17 protein-coding genes are annotated in these 14640 nt (G+C 37.8%); 9 read left to right on the plus strand and 8 right to left on the minus strand.

From position 1 onward, the window contains the following. Positions 1–589 precede the first annotated feature (589 nt). The 4 genes from ACIQXF_RS04745 to ACIQXF_RS04760 form a co-directional block, all read right to left on the minus strand. The gene (locus ACIQXF_RS04745; RefSeq protein WP_402779699.1) at positions 590–1324 is read right to left on the minus strand and encodes a hypothetical protein; all 735 of its coding nucleotides are present in this window, start codon (positions 1322–1324) and stop codon (positions 590–592) included. A gap of 392 nt (positions 1325–1716) precedes the next feature. Continuing rightward, positions 1717–2508, minus strand: a complete 792-nt coding sequence (locus tag ACIQXF_RS04750) for a GNAT family N-acetyltransferase (protein WP_402779701.1) — start codon at positions 2506–2508, stop codon at positions 1717–1719. Further along, positions 2501–4300 (minus strand): ribosomal protection-like ABC-F family protein, encoded by a 1800-nt coding sequence (abc-f, locus tag ACIQXF_RS04755; protein WP_402779703.1) that lies wholly within the window; start codon positions 4298–4300, stop codon positions 2501–2503. The genes ACIQXF_RS04750 and abc-f overlap by 8 nt, the downstream gene beginning before the upstream one ends. A gap of 103 nt (positions 4301–4403) precedes the next feature. After that, the gene (locus ACIQXF_RS04760; protein WP_402779705.1) at positions 4404–4544 is read right to left on the minus strand and encodes an RAxF-45 family protein; all 141 of its coding nucleotides are present in this window, start codon (positions 4542–4544) and stop codon (positions 4404–4406) included. Between the two features lie 273 nt (positions 4545–4817). Here ACIQXF_RS04760 and ACIQXF_RS04765 point away from each other — a divergent pair, with 273 nt between their 5' ends. Then, entirely contained in the window at positions 4818–4976 is a 159-nt protein-coding gene (locus ACIQXF_RS04765) for a cache domain-containing protein (RefSeq protein WP_402779707.1), read from the plus strand. Between the two features lie 113 nt (positions 4977–5089). On the opposite strand, the gene ACIQXF_RS04770 is transcribed toward ACIQXF_RS04765, so the two are convergent. Continuing rightward, positions 5090–6118 (minus strand): AbrB family transcriptional regulator, encoded by a 1029-nt coding sequence (locus tag ACIQXF_RS04770; RefSeq protein WP_402779709.1) that lies wholly within the window; start codon positions 6116–6118, stop codon positions 5090–5092. A gap of 223 nt (positions 6119–6341) precedes the next feature. On the opposite strand from ACIQXF_RS04770, the gene ACIQXF_RS04775 reads away from it, so the two are divergent. The 6 genes from ACIQXF_RS04775 to ACIQXF_RS04800 all read left to right on the plus strand — a co-directional run bounded on the left by ACIQXF_RS04775 (position 6342) and on the right by ACIQXF_RS04800 (position 10443). After that, positions 6342–6791: a LytTR family DNA-binding domain-containing protein gene (locus ACIQXF_RS04775; RefSeq protein WP_402779711.1), complete on the plus strand. Its 450-nt coding sequence runs from the start codon at positions 6342–6344 to the stop codon at positions 6789–6791. A gap of 1 nt (position 6792) precedes the next feature. Next, positions 6793–7197, plus strand: coding sequence for a DUF3021 domain-containing protein (locus ACIQXF_RS04780; protein ID WP_402779713.1), 405 nt, complete (start codon positions 6793–6795; stop codon positions 7195–7197). A gap of 5 nt (positions 7198–7202) precedes the next feature. Beyond that, the gene (locus tag ACIQXF_RS04785) at positions 7203–8123 is read left to right on the plus strand and encodes an ABC transporter ATP-binding protein (protein WP_402779715.1); all 921 of its coding nucleotides are present in this window, start codon (positions 7203–7205) and stop codon (positions 8121–8123) included. Beyond that, complete coding sequence (locus ACIQXF_RS04790; protein WP_402779717.1) at positions 8123–8998, plus strand: ABC transporter permease; 876 nt, start codon at positions 8123–8125, stop codon at positions 8996–8998. The genes ACIQXF_RS04785 and ACIQXF_RS04790 overlap by 1 nt, the downstream gene beginning before the upstream one ends. Before the next feature lie 189 nt (positions 8999–9187). Further along, positions 9188–9940, plus strand: coding sequence for a DUF2087 domain-containing protein (locus tag ACIQXF_RS04795; protein WP_402779719.1), 753 nt, complete (start codon positions 9188–9190; stop codon positions 9938–9940). A gap of 158 nt (positions 9941–10098) precedes the next feature. Next, complete coding sequence (locus ACIQXF_RS04800; protein WP_402779721.1) at positions 10099–10443, plus strand: GIY-YIG nuclease family protein; 345 nt, start codon at positions 10099–10101, stop codon at positions 10441–10443. Between the two features lie 384 nt (positions 10444–10827). On the opposite strand, the gene ACIQXF_RS04805 is transcribed toward ACIQXF_RS04800, so the two are convergent. The 3 genes from ACIQXF_RS04805 to ACIQXF_RS04815 all read right to left on the minus strand — a co-directional run bounded on the left by ACIQXF_RS04805 (position 10828) and on the right by ACIQXF_RS04815 (position 13644). Further along, positions 10828–11202, minus strand: coding sequence for an MmcQ/YjbR family DNA-binding protein (locus tag ACIQXF_RS04805; protein WP_402779723.1), 375 nt, complete (start codon positions 11200–11202; stop codon positions 10828–10830). Positions 11203–11380: 178 nt separating this feature from the next. Then, the gene (locus tag ACIQXF_RS04810) at positions 11381–12196 is read right to left on the minus strand and encodes a YitT family protein (RefSeq protein ID WP_402779725.1); all 816 of its coding nucleotides are present in this window, start codon (positions 12194–12196) and stop codon (positions 11381–11383) included. A 137-nt stretch (positions 12197–12333) separates the two neighbouring features. Beyond that, positions 12334–13644 carry a M48 family metallopeptidase gene (locus ACIQXF_RS04815; protein WP_402779821.1) on the minus strand — a complete coding sequence of 437 codons (1311 nt, stop codon included), beginning with the start codon at positions 13642–13644 and terminating at the stop codon, positions 12334–12336. 259 nt (positions 13645–13903) lie between these two features. Here ACIQXF_RS04815 and ACIQXF_RS04820 point away from each other — a divergent pair, with 259 nt between their 5' ends. Together ACIQXF_RS04820 and ACIQXF_RS04825 are read left to right on the plus strand one after the other, a co-directional pair. Next, a complete protein-coding gene (locus ACIQXF_RS04820; RefSeq protein WP_402779727.1) occupies positions 13904–14368 on the plus strand; it encodes a PTS sugar transporter subunit IIA in 465 nt (154 codons plus the stop codon). Beyond that, complete coding sequence (locus ACIQXF_RS04825; protein WP_402779729.1) at positions 14365–14628, plus strand: PTS sugar transporter subunit IIB; 264 nt, start codon at positions 14365–14367, stop codon at positions 14626–14628. The genes ACIQXF_RS04820 and ACIQXF_RS04825 overlap by 4 nt, the downstream gene beginning before the upstream one ends. Positions 14629–14640: the final 12 nt, after the last annotated feature.

Genomic DNA, 14640 nt, shown 5'->3' on the forward strand with positions numbered 1-14640 from the left:
CACTTGGTGGCCAATCCATCACTTCCGCGGGTCTATCCGTCAGTTCGACTGTCCTAATGTCATTTTGACAATCCTATCCGTCTCTTGATGGTCTATCCGTCATTTCCGCGGGTCTATCCGTCATTTGACTGTTCTATCCATCAGTTCGACGATCCTATCCGTCACTTGGTGGCCAATCCATCACTTCCGCGGGTCTATCCGTCAGTTCGACTGTCCTAATGTCATTTTGACAATCCTATCCGTCTCTTGATGGTCTATCTGTCATTTCCGCGGGTCTATCCGTCACTTTGACTGTTCTGTCCATCAGTTCGACGATCCTATCCGTCACTTGGTGGTCTATCCATCACTTCCGCGGGTCTATCCGTCAGTTCGACTGTCCTAATCCGTCAGTTTGACAATCCTATCCGTCTCTATCCGGCATTTCCGCGGGTCTATCTGTCACTTTGACTGTCCTTTCTGTCAGTTCGACGACCCTTTCCGTCACTTGGTGGTCTATCCGTCACTTCCGCTCTGCTATCCATGAACATAAATAAAAAGCATGTCTCCGATTGGATTTAATATAAGCTCCAAATCGGCAGACATGCTTTTTTTAAGATTCTAGTACATTTAAAATAACCTCTAGTTCATTAACAGCAAGATCTAGGCGTTCCTTTGCTTCGATATTTTGCTGTTTTAATTGACTAAACTCTAGCAAATTTTTCTCATGCTTTAATTTGATAGAAGATAAGCGTTCAATTCGTGCTTCTATCTTTTCAATAGCTTGCTCACAAACGGCCGTCCACAGCTTTTCTGAATGCTGCATTTCAGTTGTTGAGGGGTTGTGTTGACGTATAATCCGCGTATAAACCGCTTCAATTTGTTCAATTAATTCGGAATAAAAGTGTCGCTCTACACGCGTTGTTTGGAATGTTGGGTGCTCTACCTCTTTTGCATATGGGGTAATTTGACGTAAAAGCTTCCCTGCATTTTCTCCAAAACCATGTGATAAATTTAGTACATTCATCAATTGCAATAATAAACGGATTTCTTCAAGATTAATAAGCTGTGAATCGATGCTTTCCTTTAACTTTAATGATTCCATGTAGCGTCGATCAAAATGCTCAATCTCGCCATTGCGTTGCTCTACTAAATGTTCACTTGCATTGTCTTTTAAGCTTTTAATATAGCGAATAGCATGGCTTTTTAGCTCTTCTGTTGACAGCAAGTTATCATTGTCTTGTTGTGGTTTTTCTCGTTGAACATACGCAAATGCATCCATTTTTTTGGGCCATTGTGCTGCTGGGGTTTCTTCTGAGACATTATAGCGTATATAAATTCCGTGCATTCCATATCCTCCAAGTCCAATCAATTATGCCTCGGCATAATTGCGTCTGGAATCGGCTTTGTGCTTAGGCCTGCATGATGCAGGTCAGTTAGCCGTTATCGCATGGATGCGAAGATTTTAGGCTAACATCCTCTAAGAACTCCTTTCCGATTCCGTGACATCCGCCGGAGGCTTTAACTTCTTTCAGTAGGTGTATGGACATCCTCTGAAAAGCAACCTAAACCCGCATTCATTTGCTGAAAGAAGTTAAACAAGTATCTCTAAAGACAATAAATCGAATACGCCATTTTTTCAAGTAAAAAACTTTTAAAGATTGAAAATCCTTCTTTTGAACAAAATTCAGAAGTCCCGAATAGTCGATACTATTCAGGACTTCACTATTTTTCATCTAATTAGGAATCTTGTCGTATTTCATTAATGCTTTTTCCTTCTGTAAACGCATGTATTGAGGCTATTTTACCAACTGACTTAAAATTTGCCTTGTCATAGACCTTTGCCACCTGCTCATTTATAGGCAGAATCCATAGATACTCTAATCCCTGCTTTACCGACTCTTGTTGAATATGCTGTAGAATATAGCCAATCAAACCTCGTCCTCGATAGCTTTCAAGTGTTGCTACACTCTCAACCCTGCCTTGATTTCCTGATACAAAAATATTGGCAGTGCAGCATGCTATGCCATCCAGTTTTAATAAATAGTACGTAAAATAGGGAGAGTGATATGTTTGCTCAAATGCTTGCTTTATTAATGAAGGCTCCCCAAATGTAGAAATGCTCATTTCTACTGCTAATGCTTCCTCCATATTATCCTCTGTAACACGTTCAATTTGTATAGCTGGATTATGTGGTAGTAGCGTGTACTCACCATTCCAACATTGTACATCATCAGTAAAACCCTCATAGTGAAAGCCATGGGTCTCTAATGCTTCTATACATGTCTGATTTTCCTCCACATTGTATAAATACAATCTTGGGATGAGAGATTTTGACTGATAGAATTCCTTTATATCCATCAACAATGCATCTGGATTATTAATTTTCCGCCAAATATGTGCATGATTAGCATCATAATATGTTGGCATATCCTTATTGTAAAATAATACTCCTTCTTTCCACGTCTCCATTTCACTAAAACTCTTAATATACTCAATGTCAAGCTGCATGATGTGCTCTAATTTATGCATGCTCTGTCCCTCCCTCAATCCATCTTTCATATAAATCCTCTAACTGCTGTTCAAGCTTTTGACGTTGCTCCTTGGCAAGTGTCGGCTCCTTTAATTTTATTTCGAGCTTTTCAATTTGTTCTTCGACTGTGATTTCTTTTTTAGCAGCATAGGTCTTTTCAGGTACTTCCTTAACGACTGGTACTTTTACCATTTCTAAGCGTTTTTGTCGTGCCCACTCATAATCGCCCTCAAACGCCTGAATCGTTTCATGCTCGATCCATGCGATTTTTGAAAAAATCTTTTGCAAGAAGTAACGATCATGTGAAACTCCGATAATTGTGCCTTCAAAGGATTCCAATGTGTCCTCTAACACTTCTCTCGCTTCAATATCTAAATGATTGGTCGGCTCATCTAACAGCAATAAATTAATATCCTCATGCATTAACTGTGCTAGACGTAAGCGCATTTTTTCCCCACCACTTAAATTTTTCACTTTCTTAAAGACGTCATAGCCATAAAATAAAAACTGTGCAAGGATATGGCGTGCCTCAGCCTCTGATACAGAGACGCTCTCTCGAAAGGCATCTATTAAACGAATCGAAGGATTTTCATGCTCAAACTGTTGCGAAAGGTAGCCTATTTTTACACTGCTTCCGACATGACAAACTCCCTTATTCGCTATAACCTCACCTAACATCATTTTTAGTAATGTAGATTTCCCACTGCCATTCCCCCCTACAATTGCCAGTCGTTCTCCGAAGTAAACCGCTAAATCACTTTCCTTAAATAATGGTTTCTCAAATGCATGGCTAATGCCCTTCATTTGTACAACCTCTTTACCACTACGCTCAGCCATCGTTAAGGCCAAATTCATTTTCTTTTTTGTTGTTGGCCTTTTCACACGCTCTATACGGGCTAGTGCTTTTTCCATACTTTTAGCACGTCTGTGCAAGCCAGCATTTGGCGGATTCGCTTCATTGGCCCACTGCTTTAAGCGCTTTATTGTTTCCTGCATTTTTTTAATTTTCTTTTGCTGCTCTTCATATTGAGCAAATTGTTGTTCAAGCATAGCTTCCTTTTGTTCAACAAATGCATCGTAATTGCCAATATACGTAAATGCTTCCCCATCCTCAATCTCAATGATTTTGTGCGCCATCTGATTCATAAATTGGCGATCATGAGATACGACAATAACAATTCCTACAAAGTTTCGGACATAATTTTCAAGCCATTCAATTGCCTGCATATCTAAATGGTTCGTCGGTTCATCTAATAGTAAAATAGAAGGATTACTTAACAGAATTTGCCCAAGCATGACCTTTGTTTTCTCCCCACCACTTAAGCTACTAAAAGGCTGCTCAAGTAATGGCGTAATACCTAGCCCATTTGCAATCATGGCTAATTGCGCATCAATTTCATAGCCACCCTGTAGCATAAACTGTTCCTGCACATGACCATATTGTTGAAGTATCTTATCCGTTACCGCTGACTGCATCTCTTGCTCCAGTTTTGTCATTTTTGCCTTCAATGCGTATATTGTCGCAAATGCCTCCTCCAGCACTGCCCTTACTGAGTACGTAGGATAATGCGGAATTTGATGTAAATAACCAACTGTTGCTTCCTTACTTTTTATGATACGCCCCTTATCTGGTGTATCCAATCCAGCTAATAACTGTAATAATGTCGTTTTTCCGCTGCCATTCACGCCGACAACAGCAACATGCTCCCCTGTATTTACTTCTAATTGAAGTCCTTCAAATAAAACGTTCCCACCAATAATTTTTTGTATTTGTTCAGCTTTCATTTGCATCGTTTTTTCCTCCAATGAAACGCGGGAAAAACATCTTTAGACACAAAAAAGACTGCTCCATTAACAAGCAGTCTTTTTCTAATTTGTTTGTGAAAAAGAATGGTTAATCCGCTACGTTTAATATTTGATTTTGCTTAAAAATGGACAGACCTATCCCGTTGTTCGCAAAATCGAAAGTAATCACACGTGCAAAATACATAGCTGTATCCACTTTTACACATGTTTTCGTAGCGTTTTTATTCATTCCTTTTCACCTCCGTTCGTAATAGTTAGTTTTATAATACCATAATTCCGATAAATTGGAAAAGGAAAAATTTTAAACCTCCATATTTTTGTAAATATACAAAACTCCTGCTGTTATATATTAACAATAAAATGGAAATGTTTTCTCTAAATATTCCAATATTATAATACACGTCTCAATCAAATTTTAGATTTAAGCATACATAATCTGGATCAAACATTACCAGGCGAATGGCAGTTAAAAAACGGAGCGCTTTACAAGAGTGATGCTAAAGTGGCAAACGAAACTGCCATCATCGATAAAATAGGTGAATTATCCCAAGCAGCTATCACTATTTTTGCTAACGATACACGTATTAATGCCAATATTATCGTGAATGGGCAGCGTGCTATTAGGACAACTGCCGACCCTAAAGTAGCGGAGGCTGTATGAAGGATTGTTCATTAGGATGAAAACTAATGGGCAATCTTCTTCAAATATGCACAAGGGCTCGACGCTAATTTTATTCAATTCGGGTAGGTAATATTGTAAAAATCCACTACTTTCTACGTTTTCACCTTTTTCACAAACATTTTGACAAACGGAACAAGAAAGATGGATACAACCAATACGCGGAATAACTGAAAAGTGGTGACGACCGTGACATTGGCATGTACAGAGGAGGCAATAATCCCCATTTGGTCAAGCCCTCCAGGTACAATACTTAGAAAGCCTGTACTAAAATCAAGATTGTACAATCCCTTCATAACAAATGTTAAGCCATATGCCGCTCCAATAAAAATTCCAGCTGATACAAATGCATAAAACACATGCTTCTTGGACAAATGTAAATCCTCTTTTTTCAATAAGAGTCCAATATAAATTCCAAGCATTAGTTGCGCTATATGAAGTAATGATAATGGTAATTTTGGCACCTCTATCCCTGCTATATTAATGCCCATCAAGAAAAACACTGGACCAAGCATATAGCCTGTTGGTATTTTTACCTTTTGAGCAAGCCACCCTGCAACGCTACACAAAATAAGTAGACCCATTAGGCTCCATGTATACGCTCCGTCTATCACTACCCCAACGCCACCAGAACCCGCAACCATTAAGGGCACAAAGCCGACAATCAACAGAACCCGTAAAATTTGAAAGAACGTAATCACGGCCATATCCATATCCCCTTGCTCCTCTGCAAAGGCAACTACCTGTGACATTCCACCAGGTACACAGCATGTCAACGCGGTCGCAAAATCTAAATCCGCTCGTTTTGCTACTATATAACTAACGGCAAAAAACACAACGATAAATAATACATTTAAAACAATCATACTTCCTAAAAATTGTTTAATATCCTGTACTGCTTCTGGTGTAAAAGCAAAGCCAATCGAATACCCCGCAACGATTAAACCAAAATTACGAAAATATCTATGCCATTTCAATTGTACTTTTGTCGACAACTGCACAATAAGTACCGCGGTTATGGCTCCAAGTAACCATGGCATTGGTATATGTAAAAAATAAAATAATAAGGCACCTATAAATCCAATACATAATGTCATAAACATTTGCCTGTCAAAAATAAACATAGAAGCATCCCCTCGTGACTGATAACACTATTATGCAGCGAACCTACCCATTTTTCCACTTCACCATATTTGACAAGGTTCTATATCGTAAAAAAAGAACCTGTTATCCATAAAATTCAACCTCTTATTCAAGAAATTCTTTAATCCAATTTTTTCTATGCTACATTATTATTACCTGATTCAGTGTTTCGCCATAAACGGAGAATAGCAAAGGAGGCCTCCAATGAAAATTCACTTAACGATTAATAGCTCGCTAGAAGAAACAGAGGTTCACATACATGCAAAAGAATACAATGAGCAAATTGAACGACTAATGAAGCAACTCCAAGCTTCGCAAACAACGATGTTAGATGGTTACTTACAGCAAGAAATTCATTTGCTAAAAATCTCTGATATTTACTCCATTTACGCAGAGGGAGCTAAAGTATTTTTACAGACGGAAGAACAGGAATTTGAAACGAAACGTAAATTATATGAATTAGAAGCACAATTAGCGAAGGACTTCGCTCGGGTTAGCAAATCAACACTCGTCAACATTAATAAAATTGCCTCTATTCAAATGGGCACAATTGGCACAACTGAACTATTGCTCGAAAACGAAGTGACTATTCATGTGAGCCGAAAATATTTAAAAGAACTAAAACGCCACTTAGGTATTGGGAGGGACTCATAATATGAAATTTATTCGCATGATGACTATTGGTCTACTCATCTCACTTAGCTCTTCCTACGTCTTAGTAACATTAAGTGTCAAATCTCATAACGCTGTGATGTCAGGGTCTGAATTACTTGAGCAAATTATCATAGCCGCCATACTTGGAGCTGTAATAGGTCTGCTGTCCATCATCTTTGATATAGAGCGTTTACCTTTTATTATTCAGCTTATTCTACATTTAATTGCCGTTACGCTGTGTGTTATAATTGCAGGCTATTTCGGGCGTTGGTTTGAGCATTCCGGCATTAAGTATGTTCTTATAAGTGAAGCTATTATTTACTTAATCGTTTGGTGCATCCTTTTTGTACTTCAAAAAAATGATATTGAAAAAATCAATTATGAAATTCAAAAAAGAAAGGAATAAACAATATGTCCTTTGCTATACAAGTTGAAAACCTACGTAAGCAATACGGTGAACAGCAGGCCGTCAAAGGGATTTCATTTACGGTTGATCACGGTTCTCTATTCGCCTTTTTAGGTGCGAATGGTGCGGGGAAATCTACGACCATTGAAATACTTTGCACATTATTAAAAAAATCAAGCGGTACGGTGAAAATTAATGGCTATACACTTGATGAAAGTAACGACAATGCAGAAATCCGAAAATCCATTGGCGTAGTCTTCCAGCAAAGCTTACTTGATGAACGTCTAACGGTACGGGAAAATATACTTCACCGCGGCAAAACATATGGTTTATCGAAAGCTCAACTTGCTGAAAATTATCAATTTGTCTCCACCTATTTGCATTTAGAAGATATAGAAAAGCAAAAATACGGGACTTTATCAGGCGGACAAAAAAGACGTGCTGATATCGCTCGAGCCCTTATTCATCGACCTAAAATTTTATTTTTAGATGAACCGACAACTGGTCTCGATCCACAAACACGCCAATTCGTTTGGCAAGCTATTAAGCAGCTACAAATTGAAACGAATATGACTGTTTTTTTAACAACACATTACATGGAAGAAGCGGCAGTTGCCCATCAGGTTGTTGTCTTAAAGCAAGGAGAAATTGTTGCTGAAGGAACACCAGATGCTCTTAAAACAAAATATGCCTACGATTCTATGGCACTTGTCTTTCATCAAAGTGATGAAGGCAGCAAGTGGCTCAAGGACAATGCTATCTCCTATTCAGAAAATCTAGGTATATTCTCCATTCGAGTCGATTCGACACTTCAAGCTTTAGATTTATTAAAAAAGGCAGAGCCGCTTATTGCCTCCTTTGAAGTAATCAAGGGCTCAATGGACGATGTCTTTATTCATATTATGGCTGAGGAGGGTGTAGCGTAATGGAAGCATTAATAAGCTTAGTAAAAAGAAATAGTAAGGTTTTCATGCGTGATAAAACGCAAGTCTTCTACTCGCTACTTTCTGTCATTATTGTCATAGTCCTTTACGCAGTATTTCTTCAAAAGATGCAAGTTAATGCCATTGAGGAAGTGACTAAGGCTACTCCAGCGCTGATTACGATGGTGAATGAATGGATTGTTGCTGGTTTACTTTCTATGACCGCTGTTTCTACTACCCTTGCTTCGTATGGCATAGCTGTAAAGGATATTGAATCAAAAGCACAAGCTGATTTTTTAACGGCGCCCGTTTCGCGAGCAACTATTCAGTTTAGCTATGTATTAAATGCTTTTTTCATTGGCTGTCTCTTTTCCTTTATCGCCCTTGTTGGCTGTGAAATCTTTATCGTATCGACAGGCGGTGAGCTTCTAAGCTTCGCTGATTTCATTAAAATCGTAGGTTTACTATTCTTTTCTGTGTTACTAGCTAGTGTGTTTAATCTTTTTCTTGTGTTATTTGCTAGAACGCAACATTCTTTTTCAACTCTAAGTACAATCGTCGGTACAGCACTCGGTTTCTTATGTGGTGTTTACGTACCTATTGGTGCTCTTCCAAGCTTTGCACAAAATCTAATTATGTATTTCCCTATTAGTCATACCACTTTACTATTACGCAACGCCTTTATGGAAAGCTCCATTTCCAAGGTTTTCGAAGGCGCGCCTGCTTCACAGGTGGAAGATTATAAAGTCATGTATGGTATTGTCTATGACCTTCAGGGAAATATACTAAGTACTTCAACAAGCATTATCATTATTTTCGTCACAATTATTGTGCTGGCTATCGTATCTATCATTCTTTTTAAAAAGAAAAATAAATAGTTTTCAATCAATTATGTCTCGCCATAATTGCGTCCAAAAGTATTTAGACCTTGCTGAAAAAGTTAAACATTTTCACACATCGTTTATAAAGCGATGTGTTTTTTTATTGATTTCATTTAAACAATTTGTTATTTTAAATATAAATAAGCAAACAAAATTAATATTCGTTTGTTTTCAGGAGGATATCCAATGGATGTAAATGAATTGTTTTGGCAGGCTCCAATCCATGACATAAAAAAAGGCTACATCGGGGAAGAGACACACTTCACATGTTTACTTTGCGGAGAAAAAATTGAAAAGGGCATTATTTATCCACTTGAAGGTGTTTTCTATGAGGCAGAAAAATTTATGCAGCTTCATATTACAACTGCACACCAATCTGTGTTTCATTATTTAAATGGCCTTAATAAAAAAATGACAGGATTAACTGATCATCAAAGCCATATTTTGCGCCTATTTTATGAAGGCAAAACAGATCAAGAAATTAAAGAGGAACTAGAAATCGGTAGTGCAACAACAATTCGACATCATCGCTTTGCCCTTAAAGAGAAGGAACGACAAGCGAAAACTTTGCTTGCAATGATGGAGCTTTTAAAGGAGCAGGACCAAAAGGAAGATAGCTTTGTAGCCATTCACAAAACGGCTACAATGGTCGACGATCGCTATAATATTACGATTTCTGAAGAACAACAGTTACTGGATAAGTACTTTCCAAAAGGTATTGGCAAAGAGCTTGTCCGTTTTCCAAAACGTGAGAAACATAAAATTGTAGTACTTCGCGCTATCACAAAGCTCTTCGATAAAGCGAAGCAGTATTCAGAAAAAGAATTAAATACAATCATCCAACCGATGCATGAGGATTATGTGCAAATACGTCGGTATTTAATTGAATACGGCTTCATGGATCGAAAAGAGGATGGCAGTGCCTATTGGATAAAGTGAAACATGGTAAGAGAGGCTGATTTTCGAGTTGGGCGTTGCCACAGGACGTGGCATTCTTAGACTGCGTTTCTATTTCAGTCGGCGTTTGTCCGCCCTCTAAATGAAGATCAATTACTGCCAGTTAATGTGAGATAAAAAATAAGAAAGCAGGGTTTTCAATGGACCATAAGAAAGAATTAAAGGAAATGTATAAAGAAATGAAAATCGAAGCGGGTGTTTTTACAATGACCAATCAACAAAATGGTAAAGTGTTTGTTGGCAGCTTCAATAATTTAAAACGCTTAAATGGCTTTCAATTTTCGTTAAAAACAAATACACATACCAATAAAAAGCTTCAAGCCGAATACAACACATTTGGCGCAGATGCTTTCGATATTGAAGTTGTGGAATATTTGAAGAAAAAAGAGGAGGGCTATTTCGATGCCAAAAAAGAGCTAGAAAAGCTAGAACAAAAATGGCTCGACACGTTACAGCCCTATGGTGAACGTGGATATAATTCTTAAATAAATAAATGAAAATTTTTAATCTTTTGTCGTAGCATTTCTTCGACTGACCTGAGCAAACAATATCTGTCCTCTTCTCCTTGATAACTTTGAGAAGAGGGCAAATTTTTTTACACTATTATATGGAATTAAACGGTATTCACTTCTCTTTTGCGGGTATTCTTCCTCTTCGCGCGGGTATTTCCTCTGCTTCCGCGGGTATTCTCCTACTTCGCGCGGGTATTTCCCCTGCTTCCGCGGGTATTCTCCTACTTCGCGCGGGTATTTCTTCCTCTTCCGCGGGTATTCTTCCTCTTTGCGCGGGTATTTCCCCTTCTTCCGCGGGTATTCCACTACCTCATGCGAGTATCGCCATACTATGCTAGGAAATGCTAACCTGCGCTATCACTTTATCTCTTCTAATAAATTAATTTCCTGCTGAGCTTTCTTTGTTAACTTTCCGAAAACTAGTTCGTAGGAATGCTTAATCAAATTTTCTACTAAGTCCATGGGTACATCATCTGCATCCATATAGATTGAATTCCAATGTGTTTTATTCATATAGTAGCCTGGAATGATGCCTTCATAGGCTTCTCTTAACTCTTCCGCTCGATTTGGCTCACATTTCAAGGTGAGTACTGGTTTTCCTGTAGCATCTCCGCCCATCATCGCATACATTTTACCCCCGATATGGTAGCGGTCTGCTTCCCACTCTACTTTATAATCATGAGTTGTTCCATGAAGCTTTAGACAGTAAGCATGAATTGTTTGCTTGTTCATTTCTTGATCCCCTTTCCTCTCCATAATCAATATTTCAGTAGTGTTTCATCTCACCATCTTCAGCAGTGTAGTCTTCTACTGAATGAAGATAAAAAACACACGTTCGATTATTTTTAATTATAATCCATAACGTGTGTGTAGAGGAAATAATGTTATTCATTTTTTCATTTCACTATCTTTATTTAGAACCTCTGTCAAACATACCGATGACCTCTGTAGTTTGCAAAATATTGACAAAGGCTTTGACGTCTGTTTCCTTTATCGTACTTTTGACTTCAGCTAGCTGATAGCGTGTAATAACAGTAATTAATACTTTGCGTCCTTCGCCTGAATAAGCACCCTTCGCATCGATAATGGTTACACCTCGATGAAGTTTTTCAAGTAATTGCTGTTTTACTTCTTCGCCCTTGCTAGTAATAATCATTAGTGTCAATTTAATATGACTCGTATGAATAGTGTCGACTACTTTACCTGTTGCATAAATCGAGACAAGTGTAAGTAATGCTGCATCCCAGCTAAACACAAAGCCAGATATCGCTACAACGATGCCATTCATCGCAGAGATTAATGTACCTAGTGGAAAATCCCGTTTACGGCTTAAGAGCATTGCTATAATATCAAAGCCTCCAGAGGACCCTGATGCACGAAAAATAATACCTGTGCCCAAGCCCACAATAACGCCACCAAATAATGAGGCAAGAATCGGCTCTTGTGTAGCTTTATAAATCGGAATAACATATAAACTTACTGACAAGACAGTAACTGAAAGAATGGTATATCCAATGAATCGCTTCCCAAGCTTCATGACCCCTAAAATAAGCAAAGGCAAATTTAATAGTAAATTTAAAACCCCTGTATTGAGAGGTGTGATAATACCAAGCATGATGGCAATCCCACTTAATCCACCACTTAAAATTTCATGTGGAATTAACAAAAAATTATAAGCAAAGGCGACTAATATTGATGAAAGTGTAATAATGATCATATTGCGCATAGCGATTCCCCTATCAATCAATTATGCCTCGGCATAATTGCGTCCGGAGGCTTTAACTTGTTTTGATATATCTTTCCATTAGAATACCCAACTTTTCCGTTCAGAAAACCTATAGGATTACACGAAAACAACGATAATTATTTCTTCTGATATTCTTTTTTCTGCTCCTCTTTTAATGGTCCTTCCTGTTTCTGTCCTTCTTTATCCGCTACCTTATAAATTCGATCAAGCATTGCCGGATGTGTATAACGGAACCATTTTACTAGGAGCTGTGGATTTACCTCACTCAAACCAGATATCGTTAGCTTTTGGAACGCCGTAACAGCTGCCTCTCGATCATTTGTCATTGCAATTGCATATTGATCTGCTCTCGTTTCCTGATATCTTGAAACATAATTTGTCAAAGGATTTGAGGCAAATAATAAAACGGAAGTAATTAATAAAAACAATGGGTATGAACTTATATCACCAAGTTTATTAATTTTTAATACATGTCCATAACGTCTAATTACCCATCTTATACATTTTGCTGTCAGCCATAATCCTAGTACTGTCAACAAAAGGTACCCCGCAATACCAAAGTATATATGCTTTTCAACATAGTGTGCCATTTCATGTGCCATGATAAATAAGATTTCATTATCTGTTAGACGATTTAATGTCGTATCCCACAACACAATTCTCGAATTACTACCAATGCCCGTTACATAAGCGTTTAAGGCATTTGTTTTTGCTGCCATATTGACTTCATAAACATGCTCTGCTGGTATATTAGCTTGTGCAGCGATTTCTAAGATTTTCGCTTCCAGTTCCTTATTTTTCAATGGATAAAAATCATTATATAACGGATCGATGACAACAGGTTGGATAAACATCACAAATATTGTAAATGGAATTGTTAGAAGCCAAGCATATAGCCACCATCTTTTAGCACTTTTTTTGATGAGCCAATAAATGACAGATACGACGATAAGGCTCATGACAAAGTTGACCCAAAAATCAATGATGCCGTCTCGCATCCACGAAGAAAATACTTGTGTACTAATACCATAGCTCTTACTTATATTGTAGCGATAATAGTCAAGTGGGAATTGGACAACATAAAGCAAAAGTGATAATAAAAATAAATAACCTGCATTTTGTAAAAGCTTCCACTTTGTTTGAGACGTCGCTACCTTTTCAAAATAACGAGATACGCCCATTAGTAATATCATGAAATAGACTAACCATTCAAATGGTGTAGCAACAAAAAATAGGAAGTTCCTTATTTTAGAATATTCACCACTTAAGTATAATTCTTTTTCAGACATAAACATCACTGGGTCCGCAGCCGTTCCCTGCAACGCTCGCGGTATTGTACCACCACCGCTATGGAATATATACCAATACATACACAGCACATAAACACCGAATAATAGTAGCGCGACAATTCCCATTTTTTTCGCTATGTCAATTCCTCCCTTGTTCAAAGCTAAGTTCGTCCTATAGTAAGTGTAAGCCAAATTGAAAAAGTTAGAACAAACTTTTCTATGTTTTTATCCTTATTTAATTTCGAAAAAACTTCATCTCTGCAAATAATAGGGAAAAATTACAAAATATTTATTTGTCGATTTAACAAAATAATTAAAAATATTGCCACATATGACATAAAGCCATAGTCAGCAATAATAACATGGAATGGGAGCTATTTATCCCTAGAAGGGAGGATTGTACTTGCTAACCGAGTTACTGACAAAAGATACTATACAACTCGCGAATTTTGTAAGTACATGGCAGGAAGCTATTCGTTTGGCCGCAAGCCCACTATTACAGCAACATAAAATCGAAGAGCACTACATAGAGTCCATGATCCATTCCATTGAAAAACACGGTCCTTATGTAGTCATTACCCCAAAAGTCGCCATTCCACATGCACGACCAACAGATGGTGTCAAAGAATTAGCCATGAGCCTATTAAGCTTGCAAGAACCTGTCTTATTTGGTTCTGATAAGCCGGTTTTCCTCATTATCGTTTTAGCTGCAACTGATAGTGCATCTCATTTACAAGCATTGGCCGATTTAACACAAGTTTTACAAGAGCCCAGTCAAATCGACAGCATCATCGCCTGCCAGTATATAGACGACATTCTGGAAAAAATACAACATTTTATGGATAAGGAGCAAGCAGGATGAAAATTTTAGTGGTGTGTGGGAATGGCTTAGGCAGTAGCTTCATTATGGAGTTGAATGTTAAAAAGGCGTTGACTGAACTTGGCAAGGTTGCAGAGGTAACTCACACTGATTTAGCATCTGCCAAGGCGGAGAAAGCAGATATATATATAGGTGCAGAAGATATTGTCAATCAATTAGTTAAAGGGAAAGGTCACATCGTAAGTATCATCAATATGATGAGTATTTCTGAAATTAAATTAAAACTTGAACCGTTATTATAGGGACTTCTTTTT

Source organism: Lysinibacillus sp. NPDC097231, from assembly GCF_044761885.1.
Taxonomy (GTDB): Bacteria; Bacillota; Bacilli; order Bacillales_A; family Planococcaceae; genus Lysinibacillus.

What these genes read in the sequence shown, in the direction of transcription:
- ACIQXF_RS04745 (WP_402779699.1), bottom strand. Translation starts at nt 1,324, where the DNA reads ATGCACGGAATTTATATACGCTATAATGTCTCAGAAGAAACCCCAGCA.
- ACIQXF_RS04750 (WP_402779701.1), bottom strand. Translation starts at nt 2,508, where the DNA reads ATGCATAAATTAGAGCACATCATGCAGCTTGACATTGAGTATATTAAG.
- abc-f (WP_402779703.1), bottom strand. Translation starts at nt 4,300, where the DNA reads ATGCAAATGAAAGCTGAACAAATACAAAAAATTATTGGTGGGAACGTT.
- ACIQXF_RS04760 (WP_402779705.1), bottom strand. Translation starts at nt 4,544, where the DNA reads ATGAATAAAAACGCTACGAAAACATGTGTAAAAGTGGATACAGCTATG.
- ACIQXF_RS04770 (WP_402779709.1), bottom strand. Translation starts at nt 6,118, where the DNA reads ATGTTTATTTTTGACAGGCAAATGTTTATGACATTATGTATTGGATTT.
- ACIQXF_RS04775 (WP_402779711.1), top strand. Translation starts at nt 6,342, where the DNA reads ATGAAAATTCACTTAACGATTAATAGCTCGCTAGAAGAAACAGAGGTT.
- ACIQXF_RS04780 (WP_402779713.1), top strand. Translation starts at nt 6,793, where the DNA reads ATGAAATTTATTCGCATGATGACTATTGGTCTACTCATCTCACTTAGC.
- ACIQXF_RS04785 (WP_402779715.1), top strand. Translation starts at nt 7,203, where the DNA reads ATGTCCTTTGCTATACAAGTTGAAAACCTACGTAAGCAATACGGTGAA.
- ACIQXF_RS04790 (WP_402779717.1), top strand. Translation starts at nt 8,123, where the DNA reads ATGGAAGCATTAATAAGCTTAGTAAAAAGAAATAGTAAGGTTTTCATG.
- ACIQXF_RS04795 (WP_402779719.1), top strand. Translation starts at nt 9,188, where the DNA reads ATGGATGTAAATGAATTGTTTTGGCAGGCTCCAATCCATGACATAAAA.
- ACIQXF_RS04800 (WP_402779721.1), top strand. Translation starts at nt 10,099, where the DNA reads ATGGACCATAAGAAAGAATTAAAGGAAATGTATAAAGAAATGAAAATC.
- ACIQXF_RS04805 (WP_402779723.1), bottom strand. Translation starts at nt 11,202, where the DNA reads ATGAACAAGCAAACAATTCATGCTTACTGTCTAAAGCTTCATGGAACA.
- ACIQXF_RS04810 (WP_402779725.1), bottom strand. Translation starts at nt 12,196, where the DNA reads ATGCGCAATATGATCATTATTACACTTTCATCAATATTAGTCGCCTTT.
- ACIQXF_RS04825 (WP_402779729.1), top strand. Translation starts at nt 14,365, where the DNA reads ATGAAAATTTTAGTGGTGTGTGGGAATGGCTTAGGCAGTAGCTTCATT.